At 50.2% G+C, this 19,825-nt stretch carries 21 protein-coding genes; 10 read left to right on the plus strand and 11 right to left on the minus strand.

Annotation, left to right across the window (positions count from 1 at the left end; all coding sequences use genetic code 11):
* Window positions 1–8: 8 nt before the first annotated feature.
* Together ccoO and ccoN are read right to left on the minus strand one after the other, a co-directional pair.
* The gene (gene ccoO, locus QQL65_RS05100; RefSeq protein WP_284362505.1) at window positions 9–740 is read right to left on the minus strand and encodes a cytochrome-c oxidase, cbb3-type subunit II; all 732 of its coding nucleotides are present in this window, start codon (window positions 738–740) and stop codon (window positions 9–11) included.
* A gap of 12 nt (window positions 741–752) precedes the next feature.
* A complete protein-coding gene (ccoN, locus tag QQL65_RS05105) occupies window positions 753–2,366 on the minus strand; it encodes a cytochrome-c oxidase, cbb3-type subunit I (protein WP_284362507.1) in 1,614 nt (537 codons plus the stop codon).
* A 237-nt stretch (window positions 2,367–2,603) separates the two neighbouring features.
* On the opposite strand from ccoN, the gene QQL65_RS05110 reads away from it, so the two are divergent.
* Entirely contained in the window at window positions 2,604–3,086 is a 483-nt protein-coding gene (locus QQL65_RS05110) for a hemerythrin domain-containing protein (protein ID WP_284362509.1), read from the plus strand.
* 26 nt (window positions 3,087–3,112) lie between these two features.
* On the opposite strand, the gene typA is transcribed toward QQL65_RS05110, so the two are convergent.
* Window positions 3,113–4,933: a translational GTPase TypA gene (gene typA / locus QQL65_RS05115; RefSeq protein WP_284362511.1), complete on the minus strand. Its 1,821-nt coding sequence runs from the start codon at window positions 4,931–4,933 to the stop codon at window positions 3,113–3,115.
* A 189-nt stretch (window positions 4,934–5,122) separates the two neighbouring features.
* On the opposite strand from typA, the gene QQL65_RS05120 reads away from it, so the two are divergent.
* Window positions 5,123–6,301, plus strand: a complete 1,179-nt coding sequence (locus QQL65_RS05120; RefSeq protein ID WP_284362512.1) for a benzoate/H(+) symporter BenE family transporter — start codon at window positions 5,123–5,125, stop codon at window positions 6,299–6,301.
* A 233-nt stretch (window positions 6,302–6,534) separates the two neighbouring features.
* Here the strand turns inward: QQL65_RS05120 and QQL65_RS05125 are convergent, their stop codons facing one another.
* The 3 genes from QQL65_RS05125 to QQL65_RS05135 form a co-directional block, all read right to left on the minus strand.
* Entirely contained in the window at window positions 6,535–7,125 is a 591-nt protein-coding gene (locus tag QQL65_RS05125) for a carboxymuconolactone decarboxylase family protein (protein WP_284362514.1), read from the minus strand.
* Between the two features lie 138 nt (window positions 7,126–7,263).
* The gene (locus QQL65_RS05130) at window positions 7,264–7,887 is read right to left on the minus strand and encodes a VOC family protein (protein WP_284362516.1); all 624 of its coding nucleotides are present in this window, start codon (window positions 7,885–7,887) and stop codon (window positions 7,264–7,266) included.
* A gap of 9 nt (window positions 7,888–7,896) precedes the next feature.
* Window positions 7,897–9,117, minus strand: coding sequence for an argininosuccinate synthase (locus QQL65_RS05135; protein ID WP_284366213.1), 1,221 nt, complete (start codon window positions 9,115–9,117; stop codon window positions 7,897–7,899).
* Between the two features lie 152 nt (window positions 9,118–9,269).
* Here QQL65_RS05135 and QQL65_RS05140 point away from each other — a divergent pair, with 152 nt between their 5' ends.
* The 4 genes from QQL65_RS05140 (at window position 9,270) to QQL65_RS05155 (ending at window position 12,462) form a co-directional block, all read left to right on the plus strand.
* A complete protein-coding gene (locus QQL65_RS05140; RefSeq protein ID WP_284362518.1) occupies window positions 9,270–9,932 on the plus strand; it encodes a LysE family translocator in 663 nt (220 codons plus the stop codon).
* Between the two features lie 8 nt (window positions 9,933–9,940).
* On the plus strand, window positions 9,941–10,792 hold the full coding sequence (locus tag QQL65_RS05145; protein WP_284362520.1) for a 23S rRNA (adenine(2030)-N(6))-methyltransferase RlmJ: 852 nt from the start codon (window positions 9,941–9,943) through the stop codon (window positions 10,790–10,792).
* 111 nt (window positions 10,793–10,903) lie between these two features.
* The gene (locus QQL65_RS05150; RefSeq protein ID WP_284362522.1) at window positions 10,904–11,458 is read left to right on the plus strand and encodes an isochorismatase family protein; all 555 of its coding nucleotides are present in this window, start codon (window positions 10,904–10,906) and stop codon (window positions 11,456–11,458) included.
* Window positions 11,459–11,463: 5 nt separating this feature from the next.
* Complete coding sequence (locus tag QQL65_RS05155) at window positions 11,464–12,462, plus strand: GlxA family transcriptional regulator (RefSeq protein WP_284362524.1); 999 nt, start codon at window positions 11,464–11,466, stop codon at window positions 12,460–12,462.
* On the opposite strand, the gene QQL65_RS05160 is transcribed toward QQL65_RS05155, so the two are convergent.
* A complete protein-coding gene (locus QQL65_RS05160) occupies window positions 12,459–13,163 on the minus strand; it encodes an SDR family oxidoreductase (RefSeq protein WP_284362525.1) in 705 nt (234 codons plus the stop codon). The genes QQL65_RS05155 and QQL65_RS05160 overlap by 4 nt on opposite strands.
* Window positions 13,164–13,231: 68 nt before the next feature.
* On the opposite strand from QQL65_RS05160, the gene QQL65_RS05165 reads away from it, so the two are divergent.
* Window positions 13,232–14,146, plus strand: a complete 915-nt coding sequence (locus QQL65_RS05165; protein ID WP_284362526.1) for a LysR substrate-binding domain-containing protein — start codon at window positions 13,232–13,234, stop codon at window positions 14,144–14,146.
* Between the two features lie 7 nt (window positions 14,147–14,153).
* Here the strand turns inward: QQL65_RS05165 and rlmN are convergent, their stop codons facing one another.
* The 3 genes from rlmN to QQL65_RS05180 all read right to left on the minus strand — a co-directional run bounded on the left by rlmN (window position 14,154) and on the right by QQL65_RS05180 (window position 16,614).
* Window positions 14,154–15,350: a dual-specificity RNA methyltransferase RlmN gene (rlmN, locus tag QQL65_RS05170; protein WP_284362528.1), complete on the minus strand. Its 1,197-nt coding sequence runs from the start codon at window positions 15,348–15,350 to the stop codon at window positions 14,154–14,156.
* A gap of 139 nt (window positions 15,351–15,489) precedes the next feature.
* Complete coding sequence (locus QQL65_RS05175) at window positions 15,490–16,011, minus strand: invasion associated locus B family protein (protein WP_284362530.1); 522 nt, start codon at window positions 16,009–16,011, stop codon at window positions 15,490–15,492.
* A 75-nt stretch (window positions 16,012–16,086) separates the two neighbouring features.
* Window positions 16,087–16,614 carry an invasion associated locus B family protein gene (locus QQL65_RS05180; RefSeq protein ID WP_284362531.1) on the minus strand — a complete coding sequence of 176 codons (528 nt, stop codon included), beginning with the start codon at window positions 16,612–16,614 and terminating at the stop codon, window positions 16,087–16,089.
* Between the two features lie 201 nt (window positions 16,615–16,815).
* Between QQL65_RS05180 and QQL65_RS05185 the strand changes: the two genes are divergently transcribed.
* Window positions 16,816–17,277, plus strand: coding sequence for a low molecular weight protein-tyrosine-phosphatase (locus QQL65_RS05185; protein ID WP_284362532.1), 462 nt, complete (start codon window positions 16,816–16,818; stop codon window positions 17,275–17,277).
* A gap of 98 nt (window positions 17,278–17,375) precedes the next feature.
* Window positions 17,376–18,194, plus strand: a complete 819-nt coding sequence (locus QQL65_RS05190; RefSeq protein WP_284362534.1) for a CPBP family intramembrane glutamic endopeptidase — start codon at window positions 17,376–17,378, stop codon at window positions 18,192–18,194.
* Here QQL65_RS05190 and thpR read toward each other — a convergent pair.
* A complete protein-coding gene (thpR, locus tag QQL65_RS05195) occupies window positions 18,176–18,715 on the minus strand; it encodes an RNA 2',3'-cyclic phosphodiesterase (protein ID WP_284362536.1) in 540 nt (179 codons plus the stop codon). The two genes, QQL65_RS05190 and thpR, sit on opposite strands and share 19 nt — an antisense overlap.
* Before the next feature lie 279 nt (window positions 18,716–18,994).
* Between thpR and QQL65_RS05200 the strand changes: the two genes are divergently transcribed.
* The gene (locus tag QQL65_RS05200) at window positions 18,995–19,762 is read left to right on the plus strand and encodes a Bax inhibitor-1/YccA family protein (protein ID WP_284362537.1); all 768 of its coding nucleotides are present in this window, start codon (window positions 18,995–18,997) and stop codon (window positions 19,760–19,762) included.
* The last annotated feature ends 63 nt before the right edge of the window (window positions 19,763–19,825 follow it).

Here is a 19,825-nt window from a genome sequence, read left to right on the forward strand (position 1 = left end):
GTCAGCTCCTATCGATAGTTTTCTTCTGCATTGTACGCGCTCAAATCAACGAGCGTGCCCAACATTTGCATATAGGCCACCAGCGCATCCATTTCGGTCAGCTTGGTTGGATCGCCATCAAAGTCACCCAAAACCGCTTTTGGATAACGGGTTTCGACACCCTCCCAATCGGCCTCAGGATCCGCTTGTGCCGTCATATCGGCATAAGCGTTTGCCACCATCTCATCAGTGTAAGGCACACCAACACGTTGGTTTGCGATTAAGTGATCACCGATGTTTTTGTAGCCCAGCTCCGCTTTCGCCAAGAACCCGTAAGAAGGCATAATGCTCTCAGGCACCACAGATTGTGGGTCCTTCAAGTGCTGAACATGCCATTCATTCGAATAGCGATCGCCAACCCGTGCCAAATCTGGCCCGGTTCGTTTTGACCCCCACTGGAATGGGTGGTCATACATGCTTTCCGCCGCCAATGAATAGTGACCATAACGCTCCACTTCATCGCGGAATGGGCGGATCATTTGGCTGTGACAGTTGTAACAACCCTCACGGATGTAAATGTTACGCCCCGCCAATTCGAGCGGTGAATAAGGACGCATCCCCTCCACTTTCTCAATTGTGTTTTCGAGGTAGAACAGTGGGGCAATCTCAACAATGCCACCAATGCTCACCACAACCAAACCACCAACAAGCAATAGGGTGGCGTTACGCTCAATCGCGCCGTGCTTATCTAAAAGTCCCATTAGATTTCTCCCCTATTCTGCTGGTTGCGCTGATGCGGCATGCGCCACAACAATTGGCTTTTCATCGCGTGTCTTGCCCTTAATGGTCATCCACACGTTGTAAGCCATCACCAATCCACCAGCCAGATACATCGCACCACCAATAGCCCGAAGGATGTAGTAAGGTTTCAAAGCGGCAACTGATTCAGCGAAGGAATAAACAAGGAAGCCTTCCGCATCATATTCGCGCCACATCAAACCTTGTGTGATGCCAGACACCCACATCACCGCGGCGTAAACCACAATGCCAAGGGTTGCGAGCCAGAAGTGCCAGTTGACCATGCGCAATGAGTAAAGCTGCTTGCGGTTCCACAAACGTGGCACGAGGAAGTAAACCATGCCGAAGCTGATCATACCCACCCAGCCCAACGCACCTGAATGCACGTGACCAATGGTCCAATCTGTATAGTGTGAAAGACCGTTCACTGCCTTAATAGACATCATCGGGCCTTCAAATGTGGACATGCCGTAGAACGCCACCGCGATGACCATCATGCGAATAATCGGATCGGTGCGGATTTTGTCCCATGCGCCAGATAGCGTCATCAAACCGTTGATCATGCCGCCCCATGAAGGCATCCAAAGCATAATCGAGAACACCATGCCCAGCGTCTGTGCCCAATCGGGCAACGCTGTGTAGTGCAAGTGGTGTGGCCCCGCCCAAATATACATGAAGATCAATGACCAGAAGTGGATGATCGACAAGCGATAAGAGTAAACCGGGCGATTAGCCTGTTTTGGCATGAAATAGTACATCATGCCCAAGAAACCTGCAGTGAGGAAGAAGCCAACCGCATTGTGGCCGTACCACCACTGGGTCAACGCATCTTGTACGCCAGCGAAAGCTGAATAGCTCTTAGAGCCCAAAAGCGAGACTGGCATCGACAGGTTGTTGACCACATGCAACAGCGCGATCGTGAAAATGAAAGCGAGATAGAACCAGTTTGCCACATAAATATGCGGCTCTTTACGCTTGATCAGCGTGCCCATGAACAGAACGAGATAGCCAACCCAAACAATGGTCAACCAAAGATCTACATACCATTCAGGTTCCGCATATTCACGACCTTGGGTCGAACCAAGCAAATAGCCCGTTGCTGCCAAAACGATGAACAACTGATAGCCCCAGAAAACGAACCAGGTCAGATTGTCTGAGAGTACGCGGGTTTGGCAGGTGCGCTGCACCACATAAAGGCTTGAGGTAATAAGCGCGGTACCACCGAACGCAAAAATCACCGCCGAAGTGTGCAATGGCCGTACACGACCAAAATTCAAATAGGGTTCAATATTGAGCTCAGGAAAAGCCAGTTGCAAGGCTGCAACTACACCCACCAAAAACCCAACAACACCCCAAAATGTCGTTAGAATAACCCCATAACGGATGGGATCATCCATATATCCTGTTTTGTCGCCCGGGCCTTCACCCGCAACACCAACTTGGCGCAACATAATAATCGCACCAATGGCAGTTACCCCTGCCAATATCCAAGCATGTGTTTGATAAAGTTGATCTTGCCCGAAAGCGGCGGCAAGGACAGCGGCCAGCGCCGCCAGTCCCAAAACGATGGTCCAGCCTAAATTCTTCATGTTTTCCCCGCAATAGTTCTCGCATTAGCCTCAAAAAGCACGATAGCGCCCCTATCCGCTAGGGTGCAATCTAGTTTCACTTGAAACAACCTACGTTGATCTAGGTCAAGGTTACTCTATGTCGCTTGTGGCCAAATGTCTCACAGATAAAACACAACCAGCATGCAGCTTTAGCCGGAGGACTTTTTAAACAAAGAAGGGGCTTAGAGCGCGTGAACTGAAAGAGCTGATGGCAAAATGGCCCACATCAACCAAAATGAGTTGGTCGCACAACTGCGCAAAGCCCATCACGACAAGATGGCGCTATGCGATCGGTTGGAAGAAATCGCCGATGGGTTGCCAGACAATATAGATCGTCAAATCTGCGCCACAACGGCACGCGCTATTGAGCCAATCCTGAAAAAGGCCCATGCGTATGAAGAAGAAATTCTCTATCCAGCGCTGATTAAATTTCATCACGGCACACTTGATCAAACCATGATTTTTGACCGTCTTCGCGCAGAGCACTACGAAGATCGCTGCTTTGGCGAAGAGGTGCGCGATGTGCTGATGTCTTATGGTGAAGGTAAACCCATACAAGCAGCCGATGCCACAGGCTATATGCTGCGTGGCTTTTTTGAGAGCTTGCGTCGCCACATGGCTTTTGAGGCAGAACTTGCGCGCCCTCTACGCTATGATGCAACAACGGCGTCAGAGTTAAAACCCGACGCCGCTGAATAATTCTTCTGAAATGAAAGCGAAAGCGCTTAGCTTGCTTCTTTCGCTGCTGCGCGAGAAGCGCGTTTGCGATCATGTGGATCAAGCATGATTTTGCGGATACGGATGCTCTTTGGCGTCACTTCCACATACTCGTCATCAGCGATGTAAGACAAAGCCTGCTCCAAAGACATTTTCTTTGGCGTGGTTAGTTTAACCGCTTCATCCTTACCAGAGGCACGCATGTTGGTGAGCTGCTTACCCTTCAACACGTTCACTTCCAAATCGTTGCCGCGAGAGTGCTCACCAACGATCATGCCTTCATAAACATCAACGCCCGGCTCAATAATCATTGGGCCACGATCTTCAAGGTTGAACATCGCAAAAGCAACAGACTTACCAGTCGCGTTAGAAATCAAAACGCCTGTACGACGGCCCTGCATCTTGCCCCGGAATGGTGCATATTCATGGAACACACGGTTAAAGATCGCTGTGCCGCGTGTATCCGAAAGCAATTCAGGCTGATAGCCGATCAAACCACGTGTTGGCACATGGAACACAAGTCGTGTACGGCCGCCACCTGATGGCTTCATCTCAATCAGATCGCCCTTGCGCTCTGCAAGTTTTTGCACAACTGGACCTGAAAACTCTTCATCCACATCGATGATCACTTCTTCGATCGGCTCAAGCTTTTGACCATTTTCCTCGCGGTAAACCACTTTCGGACGACCAAGGCACAATTCAAAGCCTTCGCGACGCATGGTCTCAATCAACACAGACAAAAGCAATTCGCCGCGACCCGCGACTTCATAGCTGTCGCCATCTTCACCGTCAGTCACTTTAAGCGCCACATTGCCTTCAGCTTCTGCGTACAAACGATCACGGATCACCCGAGACTGAACTTTGTCGCCTTCTTGACCAGCCAAAGGTCCATCATTCACCCGGAATGACATGGACAATGTTGGCGGATCAATTGGCTGCGCTTGCAAGGCTTCAGTAACGCCCGGCGCTGCAATTGTGTCCGCAACTGTTGCGGTTACCAAGCCAGAAATCGCAACAATATCACCAGCATTTGCTTCTTCAACCGGCTCACGCTCCAGGCCCTTAAATTTAAGAACCTTTGATACACGACCACGTTCAATGATTGAACCATCAGCTGACAATGCATGCACTTGATCATTTGGCTTGATCGAACCAGACAACACACGACCGGTCAAAATCCGACCCAAAAATGGGTTAGATTCAATTGTCGTTGCCAGCATCCGGAACGGACCTTCTTCAACATGCGGCTCATCAACATGGTCAATCACCATATCAAGAAGTGGTGTCATGCCCTCTTGAGGACCGGTTGGCTCTTCAGCCATCCAACCCTGCTTGGCAGAACCATAAAGCACTTTAAAGTCGAGCTGTTCTTCATTTGCGTCCAAAGACACAAACAGATCAAAGATTTCGTCAAGAACTTCTTCGTGACGCTCGTCAGCTTTATCGATTTTGTTGATCGCAACAATTGGCTTTAGACCAATTTTAAGCGCCTTGCCCAAAACGAACTTGGTCTGAGGCATCGGGCCCTCGGCCGCATCGACCAAAATGATCGCGCCGTCCACCATGTTGAGAATACGCTCAACTTCACCACCAAAGTCGGCGTGTCCTGGTGTATCAACGATGTTGATTTGGGTGTCTTTCCAATCCACCGAAGTCACCTTCGCTAGAATGGTAATGCCACGCTCACGTTCCAAATCATTGCTGTCCATCGCGCGTTCTTCCACGCGTTGGTTCTCGCGAAACGAGCCAGATTGCTTCAACAACACGTCAATAAGCGTAGTTTTGCCATGGTCAACGTGCGCGATGATGGCGATATTGCGCAATGCCATTATTCAGATCCAATCAAATATGGGAATTCATCTCTTAAAGCGGTGCTTTACGGCGAAAGCCCCAAAAGGGCAAGGTTTAATTGCTTGAACGGCCTGAAAAGCTGCGCTTTTGCTTAATTTGTCGGGTTGCAATCCCAAGAAGGCCAGCTAAGCTGCACATCATATTCTCTCCTTGTCGAGTTCAAACCCATGTTGCGCGACTTCTCCCCCCAAGCCCTCATTATGGGGCTTATTACCGGTTTTGTTGGTTTTTCCAGTTCTTTCGCCATTGTTTTGCAAGGGCTTTTTGCTGTCGGCGCAAGCCCTGAACAAGCCGCAAGCGGCCTCACCGCCATGTGCATCGCCATGGGGGTTTGCGCCATCATTTTAAGCGCACAACGCAAAATGCCAATTTCTGTTGCTTGGTCGACCCCCGGCGCAGCTTTGATGGTCAATTCGGGCACACTCTCCGGAGGCTTTGCCGCTGCAACTGGTGCTTTTTTGGTCTGCGCCGCGCTGATTATTCTTTCTGGCATTTGGCGCCCCTTCGGCCGAGCTGTTGAGCGGCTACCTGTATCTCTTGCCAACGCGATGCTTGCTGGTATTTTGATGCCCTTATGCTTTGCTCCCATAAAAGCCATTGGCTTTGACCCGATGCTTGGCCTACCCATCGCGCTTGCTTGGCTGGTGGTTGGGTTCTTCAACAAACTCGCCGCTGTGCCAGCAGCGCTTTTGGCATTTGTGCTGGTGATTATCTTCGGTGTTGAATTGCCCGCCGATACAATGGATCAACTCGCGAATTCTTTGCTGCCAAATATGGTTTTCACCGTGCCCATTTTTGATATTGCAGCAGTCATTTCGCTGGCACTGCCGTTATACATTGTCACTATGGCATCGCAGAACATCCCCGGCATGGCAGTGCTGAAGGCCAACAATTATGAAACCAAAGCCGGCCCGCTCTTCACATTGACCGGTGTGTTTTCACTTGTTGCGGCGCCTTTTGGCTCCCATGCTGTGAATTTGGCTGCAATTACCGCCGCAATGTGCGCCAGCCCCGATGCCCATCCGGACAAAGACAAACGCTATTGGGCTGCCATCGTCGCTGGCATCGTCTATATCATCATCGGCATATTCGCAGGCGTGGCCATCACCTTTATTTCCCTGGCGCCTGCCGTTTTGGTCGAAGCAGTTGCTGGACTTGCGCTTGTTGGCGCATTTGCAGCCGCGGGCTATGGCGCACTAAACAGCGAAAAAGATCGTCATGCCGCGGCGGTGACATTTCTCATCACGGCATCAGGGGTCAGCTTTTTTGGCATATCCGGCGCATTTTGGGGATTGCTTGCGGGCATTGCTATTTTGAGCGCCTCAAAATTCATCCCCCAAAAATAAAAGGGCCCCGGTCGCCAATAGCGCCGGGGCAAGTTCCCCTTAAAGCCATCACAAAGCAACAAGGGAGTTCACAATGCATCAATGATGCGGGCGCGATATTGCACAGCAATTGGTATGGTGACAAGAGAACCAAATAGATACCAATCACTTGATTTTCTTTAAGTTATGCCGGTTTCTGCGTAGACCAAAACCGGGCCAATCACACAAACCCCACCCGCAAAGTGCACGTCAACTCAAACGTGTTTGCCTTTTTCCCAACCTTGGGTTGCGAGCAATTTATTGCCTGCATCCTCAGCGCCACTTTCAAGCGTCGTCCCCATTGAATCGTTCCAACGGTTCAGATAGCCAAACAGCGCGATGACGCCTAAAATCTCAACAATTTCACCGTCATCCCAGTGCGCGCGCATATTGCCAATGACCGTTTCATCAACACCGTTCGGCACACTAGATGCTGCAATCGCCAGCTCAAATGCTGCCTTTTCACCATCTGTATAAAGATCGCTGGTGCGGAACGACCAGACATTCTCAATGCGCTCTTGGCTTGCGCCATAGCGTTCCGCAGCCAAAGCGGTATGGGCTTGGCAATAGCGACACCCTGCCGCGGTTGAAGCGATATATCCGATCAATCTTTTTTGTTCAGACGTCACACGCGCCTGATTGTCCATCACCGCCTTGTTCAATTCAATAAAGGCTTTGGCAATGCGTGGGCGGCGCTGCATGGTCAATACTGAATTGGGCGGAAACCCGAGTGTTTCATTGAAAAATGTGGCCAACTCCATCACTTCGGCATCATGGTCTTTGTCTAACGGGTGTACCAACGGCATCTTATTCTCCTACAATATTGTCAGACAATATTTAGCAGGATGTGTGCGATCTTGGCAAGGGCAAGCGTTTTGCCCCGTAGCTACACAGCAGTGTTGCAACACAGACGAATGGTCTTTGTTGATAATCTTGGAAAAATCTTAGTCGCGGGGCGGTCGTACAAAATACAACAAGTTGCCCGCAGCACCACGCAGCTGAACCTCGAATAATGTCGTGGTTTCGGGCGCAACCTCACAAGGCCAGTCAAGGTCCAACTGATGAAGCAACGCACCGCCAACCCGCAACAGATTTATGCCCTGCGGCGCAATTCTATCTGTCGGATGCCGACCATTCTGCCACTCAATCAGATAAGGCAACGCGCCATTTTCAACCAAACCACCATCTTTGGTGATGCCAAATTTCCAGCGCAGATCGCCCCGCGCCACATCAATTGGTGTCAATTTATGGTCAAACGGTGGCTGTGCCGCAGCGGACGCAATGTTATCTGTCCCGGCCACAAACCCTAAAAGCTGAATGCCGTCACTTTCGATCGACGTTTCCAAACCAAACCAGCGCGAGCGTTGTGGTGCTGCCTTTGGATTAATGGCCAGTAGTTCAAGATAGATTGGATAGGTTTGCGTTTCGATCCGCCACAATTTGTTGTGGGTGCCAAACAATTCGTGTTCGCCACCCCCAAACGGCAAAACGCCGAGCTGTTCGCTCAGCGTTTCGCTAGATTTTTCTAGATCACGCGCACCAAGCGCTATGTGATCAAACTTAAGCATCAAATCAGGCTAGCCGATGATCTTTTTACGCGCAGCAAACGTCTTCAACCGCAACGCGTTGAGCTTGATAAAGCCTTGCGCATCATGATGATCGTAAGTGCCAGAACCTTCTTCAAAGGTCACCAAGTCTTCGGAATACAAAGAATATGGCGAAGTGCGGGCGATCACTGTTGCGCTGCCTTTATAGAGCTTCATGGTCACCTCACCGGCCACCATTTCTTGGCTATTATCGATCAATGCTTGCAGCATTTCACGCTCTGGCGAATACCAGAAACCATTATAAATCAGCTCAGCATAGCGCGGCATAATCTCATCTTTAAGGTGCGCCGCGCCACGATCCAATGTGATCGATTCAATACCACGGTGCGCATCAAGCAAAATCGTGCCGCCTGGTGTTTCATAAATGCCGCGCGATTTCATGCCAACGAACCGGTTTTCCACCAAGTCCAAACGGCCAATACCGTGCTTGCCGCCAAGCTCGTTTAGTTTAGTCAACAAAGTGGCCGGGCTCATCGCTTCACCATTGATCGAAACAGCATCGCCTTTTTCAAAACCGATGGTGATGATCTCAGCCTTGTCTGGCGCATCTTCTGGCGAAACGGTGCGCTGATAAACATATTCAGGCGCAACATCTGCAGGGTCTTCAAGCACCTTGCCTTCAGATGAAGTGTGCAACAGGTTCGCATCTACTGAGAATGGCGCTTCGCCACGCTTGTCTTTTGGCACTGGAATTTGATGTTGCTCAGCAAATTCCAAAAGCTTTGTGCGAGACTGCAAGTCCCATTCACGCCAAGGCGCAATCACTTTGATCGAAGGATCAAGCGCATAAGCAGACAATTCGAACCGCACTTGGTCATTGCCCTTACCCGTTGCACCATGCGAAATCGCATCCGCACCAACTTCGTGGGCAATTTCAACAAGACGCTTTGAGATCAATGGACGCGCGATTGAGGTGCCGAGCAAATAGACCCCTTCGTAAAGCGCATTAGCGCGGAACATTGGGAACACAAAGTCGCGCACAAATTCTTCACGCACATCTTCAATAAAGATCTCTTTGATGCCCATCAATTCAGCTTTTTTGCGGGCTGGCTCCAGCTCTTCACCTTGACCAAGATCAGCGGTAAACGTCACCACTTCACAGTCATATGCCACTTTCAGCCATTTCAGAATAATGGAAGTATCAAGGCCGCCTGAATAGGCGAGCACAACTTTATTGATGTCTTTGCTCATGAAAAACGCCGTCTTTTCGTTGAGATCCAAGGATTTTGCCGCACCATATGGCAAACCACCGGATTGGCGCAATGTCATTTTGCTAGACAAACGTCCAATTGCTGGATCATATGGCCAAATCAGTGGCCTTGATTGCCAACAAGGACGTCAAAATGCACGATCTACTACACATCTTTTTGCCCGAATGGCCCATGCTGATGGCATTTAGCGCAGCCGCCATTATTCTCGCCATTACGCCCGGACCAGATATGGCGCTGTTCCTGTCCCGCGCCATCAATTTTGGCAAGGCGCATGGAATTATGGCGATGCTCGGCGCGCTCACCGGGGTCATGATTCACACAGCCCTCGTGGTCTTTGGCGTGTCGGTTCTAATTACAACCGCGCCGATCGCCTTTTTCGCCCTAAAGATCGTTGGCGCGCTCTATTTGTTGTGGCTCGCCATTTCCGCCCTGCGTGCAGGACAGAACTTTGCTCTAGCGAAGAAAAATGATGGTGCAAAACCCAAGCTAAAAAACAGCTACCTAACCGGGCTGGGCATCAATCTGCTGAACCCCAAAATCGTACTGTTTTTCATTACGTTTTTGCCGCAATTTGTTTCAAGCGCCGACCCTTATGCGGCCTACAAGCTCTTTAGCCTAGGCATTCTTTTCAATATCATCTCACTACCGCTTTTGATCATGATGATATTTGGTGCAGACTGGCTCGCCATTGCATTGACGAAATCAAAATGGGTAGGCCGCGCCATGAACTATGGCTTTGCCGCCATATTCGCTAGCTTCGCAGCGGTTATTCTAACCGCACAAACAAGGCACTAATACGAATTATGAACTATCGTCACGCCTTCCACGCTGGCAATTTTGCCGATGTTATCAAGCACATCATTCTAACGCGGATCATCTGCTATCTGCAGAAGAAAGACAAAGCTTTCCGCGTGCTAGACACACACGCAGGCACGGGCCTTTATGACCTCACCAGTGAGGAAGCACAGCGTTCGCCTGAATGGCAAAAAGGCATCCAAGCCCTGCTTAATGCCGACCGCTCAAAAGAGTTGGACGCATTGATCAAGCCATATTTGGATGTGGTGCGGGCAATGAACCCGTCTGACGAACTCAAGAAATACCCTGGCTCACCATTGCTGACCCGCAAATTGTTGCGTGAGCAAGACCGCCTCACGGCAACCGAGTTACATCCCAAAGATGCCATAAAACTCAAATCGCACTTTGAAGGCGACATTCAGGTAAAGGCGATTGAGCTAGACGGCTGGCAAGCCCTTGTCGCTCACATGCCACCAAAAGAAAAACGTGGATTGATTTTGGTGGACCCACCATTTGAAAAGCCACAAGAGTTTACCCGCATGGCATCAGGGCTCTTTAGAGCGCATAAACGCTTCAGCACGGGCACATACGCTTTGTGGTATCCGATTAAAGATGTCGCTCAAGCCGAAACATTTGCCACCCAACTCTACAATACCGGGATCAAAAAGGTCCTGCGTGCAGAGTTTAAAATCGGCAAGTCGACCAACCCGCCGACAATGCACGGCACCGGCATGATTGTGGTCAATCCGCCATATACCTTGCCTGATGAACTCAACATCATTTTCCCGCAGCTTCTGCCAATCCTTGCACCCGAAGGCAAAGGCAGCTTCGATATTGATTGGATATACAACGAAGACTAGCCCGCATAACTCGATGGCGCAAAATGTCCCTTCATCGTCTCAAAATCACATATATGTGACTTGAGAAATAGATAAAACTGCATTCAACTCACCTAAGTTGAAAGGCAGATCATGTCCCAATCAAATCACGCATTGCTTGTTGTCGACGTACAAGAAAGCTTCCCACACCGGGATTACTATCAGGAAAAATACGTTCCAGTTTTTGTTGAGAGTTGCCAAAAGCTAATCAATGGCGCCAAGGATGCGGGCATCCCAATTGTCCAAATTTTTCATGTGGAACCAACCGGGGCATTTTCAAAAGCATCAGGCAATATCAAAACCCTTGCCCCCATCGAAATCGAGCCAACAACAATAATTGAAAAACATCGCCATTCCGCTTTTGCCGGCACCACGCTTGATATTTGGCTCAAAGAACATGGCATCAACCATATAACTATCTGCGGCATTCGCAGCGAACAATGCTGTGAGACCACCACCCGTCACGGATCGGACATTGGCTACAAGGTCAATTACGTGACCGACGCAACGCTCACCTTCGATATGCAACATCCAGACGGTTCAGCCCTCACCGCAGATCAGATTAAACACCGCACCGAAACGGTTCTTGCGGGTCGCTTCGCCATCATTTGCTCCGTGGACGAAGCAATCAACAATTTTTCGGCTTAAGGATCATGGCGCAGCACATTAAAATCTTCATACTCTTGGCCCCAAATCCGTTGATGTTGGATTTTGCCGGACCGGTTGAGGTGCTGCGCCGCGCCAACAAAATTCAAACAGACTTTGTCTTTGCTGTAGAATATATCGCGCCCCACGCAGAGATGATGACATCTGCCGGCCTGCCCGTTTCGGGCCTCGGCAAATTGCCCAAATATCTGCCGTCGAAAAGCTATCTGATGATCTCTGGCACCACCGCAGACATATTGGGATCAGGTGACACCCCATCACGCGCGCAAATTGAAAAAGACAAGCAAACTATCATTTCTTGGCTGCGCAATATCGTCACCAAAGATCAAACTTTGCTGACCATCTGCTCCGGCGCTCTGCTGGCAGCGCACGCTGGACTATTTGATGGCTATCGCTGCACCACCCATCATGAATGCTTAGACGAATTGCGCAGCATCAGCCCGCACATCAGGATTGAAGAAAACCGTCTCTTCACCGAGGACCGCAACCGGTTCGCCAGCGCCGGCATCACGTCAGGCACCGACTTAATGCTGCATATTGTGGGCAAAAAACTTGGGCTTGCAGCAGCGGCTGATATTGCCAAACACATGGTTGTATTTGCGCGCCGCAATGGCGATGCGCCACAACTTTCGCCATTTGTGCAAGGGCGCAGCCATTTGCACCCAACCGTGCATCGCATCCAAGATCTAATCGCTGCCGACCCAACCAAAGACTGGGATGTGCAAACCCTATCGCGCGAAGCCCATATGAGCGCCCGGCATTTCTCACGACTGTTCAATGCCCAAACAGGCCTGTCCGTGCCAGACTATGTAAATGGATTGCGGATTGCCATCGCCGAAAACGCTTTGCGCGCGCAAAAGGTCAATATCGAACATTTAGTGGGCGATCTGGGCTTTGGTTCATCGCGACATTTCCGTCGCGCTTGGCAAAAACACCACCAATTATCGCCCACCCAATGGCGTGACCAACAAATTGGCAACGCCTAGACCGAACGGGTTATCCCACCATCAATGCGAATATTTTGCCCAGTCATATAGCTAGATTTGTCTGACGCTAGAAACCCGACCAGCTCCGATACCTCATCGACCCTGCCATAGCGACCCATCGGAATACGGACCCGACGATCTTCAGTTTCAGGCAAGCTATCTATGAAGCCGGGCAGCACATTATTCATCCGAATGTTCGCTGCCGCATATTTATCGGCGAAAAGTTTTGAAAAGGCTGCCAACGACGCGCGGAAAACCCCAGACGTTGGGAACAAGGCTTCAGGCTCAAATGTTGCGTATGTTGAAATATTGACGAATGAGCCACCACCCTGGCTTTGCATAATCGGTGTGACCAACTTGGCGATGCGCACCACATTCATCAAATAGACATCCATACCCACATGCCAATCGTCATCTGAAATGTCGAGTATTGGGCCCTTTGGGCCATGCCCAGCACTTGAAACAACCGCATCAGTACGGCCCCATTTTTCCATTGCCGCATCAACCAGCCGTTGTAGATCGCTTACATTTTGGTTCGAGCCGGTTACACCGATACCGCCAAGTTCACTGGCCAACGCTTCGCCCTTGCCCGAGGATGAAAGAATGCCGACACTCCAGCCCTGCGCCGCCAAATGTTTTGCGGCCCCAGCCCCAATGCCAGAACCTCCACCGACCACAAGCGCTACTTTTTGATCCATCATAATATGACTCCGTCAATAATATTTCTATCACCATTACAGCCTAGATTGTTCGACACAAATCAGTTTTCGTGCAACAAGATAGTAGTTTTTCTATCGGCTCGATGATCATGGCAATCAACACACCCAGCACTCAAACCCTCAACGCACTGCGCGCCACCGCCGATGCCGGCAGTTTCAGCGCTGCAGCCGAGCAATTGGGTGTCACCCAGGGCGCTGTCGCCCAATCAGTAAGGCAATTTGAAGAACGGCTAGGGTTTAAACTGTTTGAAAGATGGGCGCGCGGACTGCGGCCAACACCGACTTGTTTGAATTATCTTGCTGAAATCGAACCAGCGCTCGATCGGATTGCGCAAGCCACAGCAACCCTTGCCGAACATGATCGCACAACCACCAATCAAGTAACGGTCAGCACAACCCCATCAATTGCCAGCCGGTGGCTCATCCCCAAACTGTCTAGCTTCTATCTAGAACATTCCGACATTGTGATCGCTATCGATGCAAGTGAAAAGCTAAGGCGTTTCACCGGCCCTGAGGCCGTTGATATTGCAATACGTTGGGGCGGTACACCGAGCAGCGACGTCAACGTCACACCGATTTTGTCCAACACCATTATTGCGGTTGCGAGCCCATCAATTGCGCCAAAAAATCCTAACGAAACTGATGCGCTTGACGGCAACCCCCTGATTAATGACGGGCATCGGCTTTGGGATCGCTGGGCGAAAAACTTCGCCAAAAAACTACCCACAAAACCACTCGACTTTGGCCAAACCAATCACGCCATTGATGCGGCAATCAACGGGCTGGGCATTGCGCTTGTGCCATTGGTCTTGGTGACTGAACTCATTGAAAATGGTCAGCTTGTCCGCGCACTGCCTAAAGAATTTGACCTAAATACCGAAATCAAGTTTCACCTGATCAGCAAAAATCACAATTCATCGCCCGCCGTTTCAACCGTCAGGCAATGGATTATTGAACAAAGCTAGTTGGTCGCTATTGCGCAGCTTGCAGCGCGTCGCGGTCTTTTTTCTTCATCCGTTCAGATTCGGATTTGAGCTGTCCGCAAGCCGCAAAAATATCCCGACCACGTGGCGTCCGCACAGGGCTCGCATAGCCAGCAATATTGACCACATCGGCAAACTTTTCGATCTGCGCCCAGCTTGAACATTCATATTCTGAACCCGGCCACGGGTTAAACGGAATAAGATTGATCTTTGCGGGAATGCCATCAAGCAATCTCACCAGTGCTTTGGCGTCAGCAATTGAATCATTGACCCCTTTAAGCATCACATATTCAAACGTAATGCGTCTTGCGTTCGACAGCCCCGGATAATTCCGGCAAGCCTCAAGCAATTCCTCAAGCGGATACTTCTTGTTGATCGGCACCAAGATATCGCGCAATTCGTCACGCACAGCATGCAGCGAAATAGCCAGCATAACGCCAGTCTCTTCACCAATTTCGGCAATCGCAGGCACAACGCCAGAAGTCGAAAGTGTAATCCGACGTTTGGACAACGAAATGCCATCGCCATCCGCCATTAACAACATAGCGCGTTTCACATTTTCCGTATTATAAAGCGGTTCGCCCATGCCCATCATCACCACATTGGTAATGGCACGCAGGCCCTCTTTTGGCACAACGCCGTCCGTTGGCCGAGTGCCACCTGGGAAATCGCCCAAACGCTCACGCGCCATAAGCACCTGAGAAACAATTTCACCAGCGGTTAGGTTACGCACCAATTTCTGTGTGCCGGTATGACAAAACGTGCAGGTAAGTGTGCAACCCACCTGCGAGGACACACACAAAGTGCCGCGATCTTCTTCCGGAATATAGACGGTTTCAACATCCACTGGCGGCATATTGGGCTGCTCTGGATCAGTGAAGCGAAACAACCATTTACGTGTACCATCGGTTGAAACCTGTTCAGAAACAATCTCCGGACGATGAAGAACGAACCTCTCTTTGAGCTGTTCGCGCAGTCCCTTGGCGATATTGAGCATATCGTCAAAGTCTGTGACACCGTTCACATAGAGCCAATTCCACAATTGAGATACCCGCATGCGGATTTGCTTTTCCGGCAAGCCAAGAGACGCCAAGGCCTCGCTCAATTGCGCGCGATCCATGCCGATCAGCGATTGCTTTTTGGGTGCCGCCGGCGTTGCCGCGGTCAAGTCAAGGGTAACGTTCATCAAAGTTCACCAGCTACGCGAAGGCCTATTCTTTTGCCAAGAACCGGCCCATCTCAATTCGCGTTCAAAAATTCAAGTTGGCCCACCTATCACACATGGTGCCAATTGAACAAGATTATAGTGTAATTTTGGCTTTTTGCTATTGATTGCAAGCGCTATCAATTTTCCGCATGGAAGCGGTCGCACCGGACAAAGAAAATGTCAGCGTAACCCGCGCACCCTGTTTGTTAATGCCTTCAATTTCCATCTTCGTGCCGCGACGCATGGCTGACGCCATTTCTGACGACTGAGATGGATCTTCAAGCCAAGCTGCATCATCTTGCGTGAACATCGAAAACTCAGATCCGCCAATTTTGGCGGTGGCCAGGCTATCAGTGCCAAACTCAAACCCAGCAACCAAATTCATCTCATGTGCAATGCCCGCGCTTGGACGATGCGTCACATAAAAGTATGGCTGGGTAAGCCCCTCAAGCTCTGGTTCAACCGAAATAGGCTTTGAATGAACGAAGCAAAAAGGTGTCGCCGAGCGGGTCGTTGAATAGGCTGACCAAGCTTTAAACTCGCCCAAAGATTGAACCGACTGCGCACTTGCCGCTTGTGGCAGCAGTGCAAGCACTAACAAGCAAACAGATACAAAAACTCTAAGGAGAAGACGGATCATAAATCGAGCAGACTTAGTTCGGGACAATCGGTTTTGCGGCACTAAACCACAAAACCGATAAAAGTGCAGCAATTTCTAGTTGCAAGCCTTGTCGATCTCATTCATCGCAGCGGTTACACCTGACAATGAATATGTATCTGTGGTGCGTGTGCCACGCGAAGAAATACCGCGTACCACCATTTCGGTGCCGCGCTTCATGGCTTCAACAAAACCAGTTTCATGCTCTTTATAAAGCCACGCAGCTTCCAATTTCGGATCCGTGACCATTGGATAGGCTTTGCCATCAATCGTGGCTGAAGCTTCAGCTTTTTCCTTATAAGGATAGCCGATCATCGTCGCCACTTCGTTCTTTGCCTTAGTGCCCATCCGGTGCGTTACCAAAAAATGGATCGGACCGCGTTTCACATTTGTTGGCTGGCTGTCTTTCGGCGTTGCCGAAATATAACAAATCTTTCCATTGGCATCTTTATCTGTCCAAGCGGTCCAGAATTTGTGTGTTGCCAACTTCGTCGCTGCATCAGCGCTACCTACAACTGCAAATGTTGAGAGCGCAGCAAGTCCAGCTGCCATTGCGAACTTTTTCATATCTTTTGCCGTCATCATTTTTGGGTTCCTGTTCAAAATACCCGCTTCCCGCATCATTATCCGCCAACGAAGTTACCAAGCTGCAAAAATCCGCAGCATTTTATACAAATGCCAACATAGCCCAGAATTGGGCAGTAATTTGGCGCTTGCCAAAGCTTTTCCCTTGTTTCACCCTTCAAGGTGAATGAAGTCTTAACAAAACCCGAAAACGAGGCCCGTTTGACCCGATCAATCCTGTTTGTTTGCCTTGGCAACATTTGTCGTTCACCCACGGCAGAGGCTGTGTTCACAAAGCGTGCGATCAATCTCGGCCACAAGGACCTAATCATTGATAGCGCGGGCACCGGCGCCTGGCATGTGGGCAACCCACCAGACAAGCGTGCAACCGCTCACGCAAAAAAACGCGGCTATGATCTGACGCCGCTGCGCGCCCGCGCCGTCGCCCCGACAGACTTCGATCACTTTGATTTGATCTTGGCCATGGACCTGCAGAACTTTGACGATCTAGTTCGCGCTGCGCCAAAAAATCCACATGCACGAATTGAAATGTTCTTGGATTATGAACCCAGCGCCACGCGCGAGGTGCCCGATCCCTACTATGGCGGCGCGCAAGGGTTCGAAGAAGTGCTCGACCTAATCGAAGCGGCAAGCGATGGACTGCTGCAAAAACTAAAGCGATAGCTTTTCGCATAAAGAAGCCAATCAAATTGATCGAACGCAATCCGCGCAAATGGCACCTAAACTAGAACAACACCATCAAACCATCGGTGGTGTTTTCCATGAACAGAACCAAACAAGCCGTAATTATCTTCCTGATTTTGGAAGCAATCGTTGTCAGTATCTTCAGCGCGTTGATCATCCTTGACGGTCGAGGACTTTCGCAAAACATCCCTTACGCCCTAGTGCTGATGCTCTCGCCTGCGATTCTTGCGATGGCCGTCAGTTTTGCTGTCCATAAAAGCATCAAAGATTTCGGTTGGGGATTAGGAAAGCTGAAATATTTGGCAATGGCCTACGCCATCCCCATTCTCTACATCACGATCCCCTATTTTATTTCGATTGCCGCTGGCTGGGTGTTGCTGGACCCACACGCCACGAGCACGCTCGGCGCGGTGGATGTGCTGCAATTCTTCCTCGTCAATATTCTGATTTTGTGTGTTCTGGTGATGGGTGAAGAAATTGGCTGGCGCGGCTTCTTACTGCCACAACTGTGCAAACTCACGAGCTTTGCACACGCCTCAGCCCTGGTTGGCATCGTGTGGGTCGCGGTTCACCTGCCAATCTTTGTCTTTGCCGATTATAATGCAGGCGACAGCCCCTTGTGGTTTAGGCTGATCTGCTTCACCATCCTCGCCTTCAGCGTCAACATCGTCATCAACTGGCTGCGCATCAAATCCGGCAGTGTTTGGACGGCGGTGCTGCTGCACGCCACACACAATTCATTCCTGCAAGATATCTCGCCACTATTCCAAGAAACCGAGTGGTCGGCCTACATCTTGTCAGAAGCCGGCTTAGCCCTGACCTTGAGCGGCTTGATCGTCGGTTTCATCTTTTGGCGCAAGCGAACTGAACTTGAGAACTACGCCACCAAGTCGTAGCGCTCTTCCACCAAATATGGTCCGCCGCCCACAGAGTCTTTTGCAGAATACAAAACAAACTGATCAACTGTGAAGGTGAGCGGAAAGAATGCACCGGCCAATTGTATATGTCGGGCCATGTCATCAGCGCTCTCGCCGTTTAGCCTCGCCAATGTGATGTGGGGGACAAATTTGCGCCCATCTGGCTTTAAACCCAATCGCTGCAACGCACGCTCATGCATTTCATGCAGGGCGGTCAACTGATCACACGGTTCAAGCCCCGCATAAAGGATGCGCGGCCTATTGCCCCCAAAAACGCCAAGATGATTTACCGTGACGGTGAATGGCGGCTCGACGCGTAATTCATCCAAACAATTCGCGATCGCATTTCCGGTGTGATTGTCCACATCACCGATATAGCGCAGTGTAATGTGGTAGTTGGAGGGGTCAATCCAGCGAGACTTGCCAAGCCCGCCGCGCTTTAAGGAAAGCGCAAATGACACATCGCTTGGTATCTCCAAGCCAGTAAATAAACGCGGCATAAAACCTCACTCTTCGTGACGTAGACCACTAAAAGCTGAAACCAAATCCAAGTCCCAGCGCCAAAAATATACCATGATTCGCATCACAAATTTCTGACAATGCGCCACAAGCTGCGCAACACATTGTTTTATTTAGGTTTCCGCTCAGCACGCTCAACAATATTTAATGTCGACCGCCTTGTATTTTCCACAAACCATCGCCATATTAGCTCTCGAATGGCGCAAAGCATGAGCTTTGGGCTCCCTTAACGCTGCAATTGATAAAAGAGGTTATCATCAATGGCACAATATGATCGTCAAACATCGGCCACTCAGAGCGGCACACAGGCCGTTATCGACGAGGGCCTGCGCAGCTACATGCTGGGCATCTACAACTATATGGGTATCGCGCTCGGCATCACCGGCGTTGTCGCCTATTTCCTGACCTTTTTGACCACCACAACCAATCCGGATGCGGCGGTTGCACAAATGGGCAGCCACTATCTCACCCAATTGGGCGTCACACTTTATGGTTCGCCTTTGCAGTGGGTAGTTGCTCTTGCGCCTTTGGCCTTTGTGTTCGGCCTTAGCTTTGGCATCAACAAGATGCGCTTCGCGACCGCGCAGATGGTCTTTTGGGGCTTTGCGGTTGCAATGGGTCTCTCACTATCTTCGATCTTCCTGCAATATACAGGTGAATCGATCGCGCGTGTGTTCTTCATCACCGCAGGTACATTTGGTGCCATGAGCCTTTATGGCTATACCACTAAGCGTGACCTGACCGGCATGGGCTCGTTTTTGATGATGGGCTTGATCGGCATTATCATTGCTTCGATCGTCAACATCTTCCTCGCTTCTGGTCCTTTGGCTTTCGCCATTTCAGTAATCGGTGTGTTGGTGTTTGTCGGCCTTACAGCCTATGACACGCAAAAAATCAAAATGATGTATTTTGAGGGTGATGGCGCTGACGCAATGGGCAAGAAAATGCTCATGGGTGCTTTGACCTTGTACCTTGATTTCATCAACCTATTCATCATGCTGTTGCGTTTGTTCGGCAATCGCGAATAGGTAAGGCAAAGCCAAACTTTGGCTTTGAATAATCCAAGAAGGCTCCGTACATTTGTGCGGAGC

Origin of the sequence: Maritalea porphyrae, from assembly GCF_030159895.1 — a bacterium.
Lineage (GTDB): Bacteria > Pseudomonadota > Alphaproteobacteria > Rhizobiales > Devosiaceae > Maritalea > Maritalea porphyrae.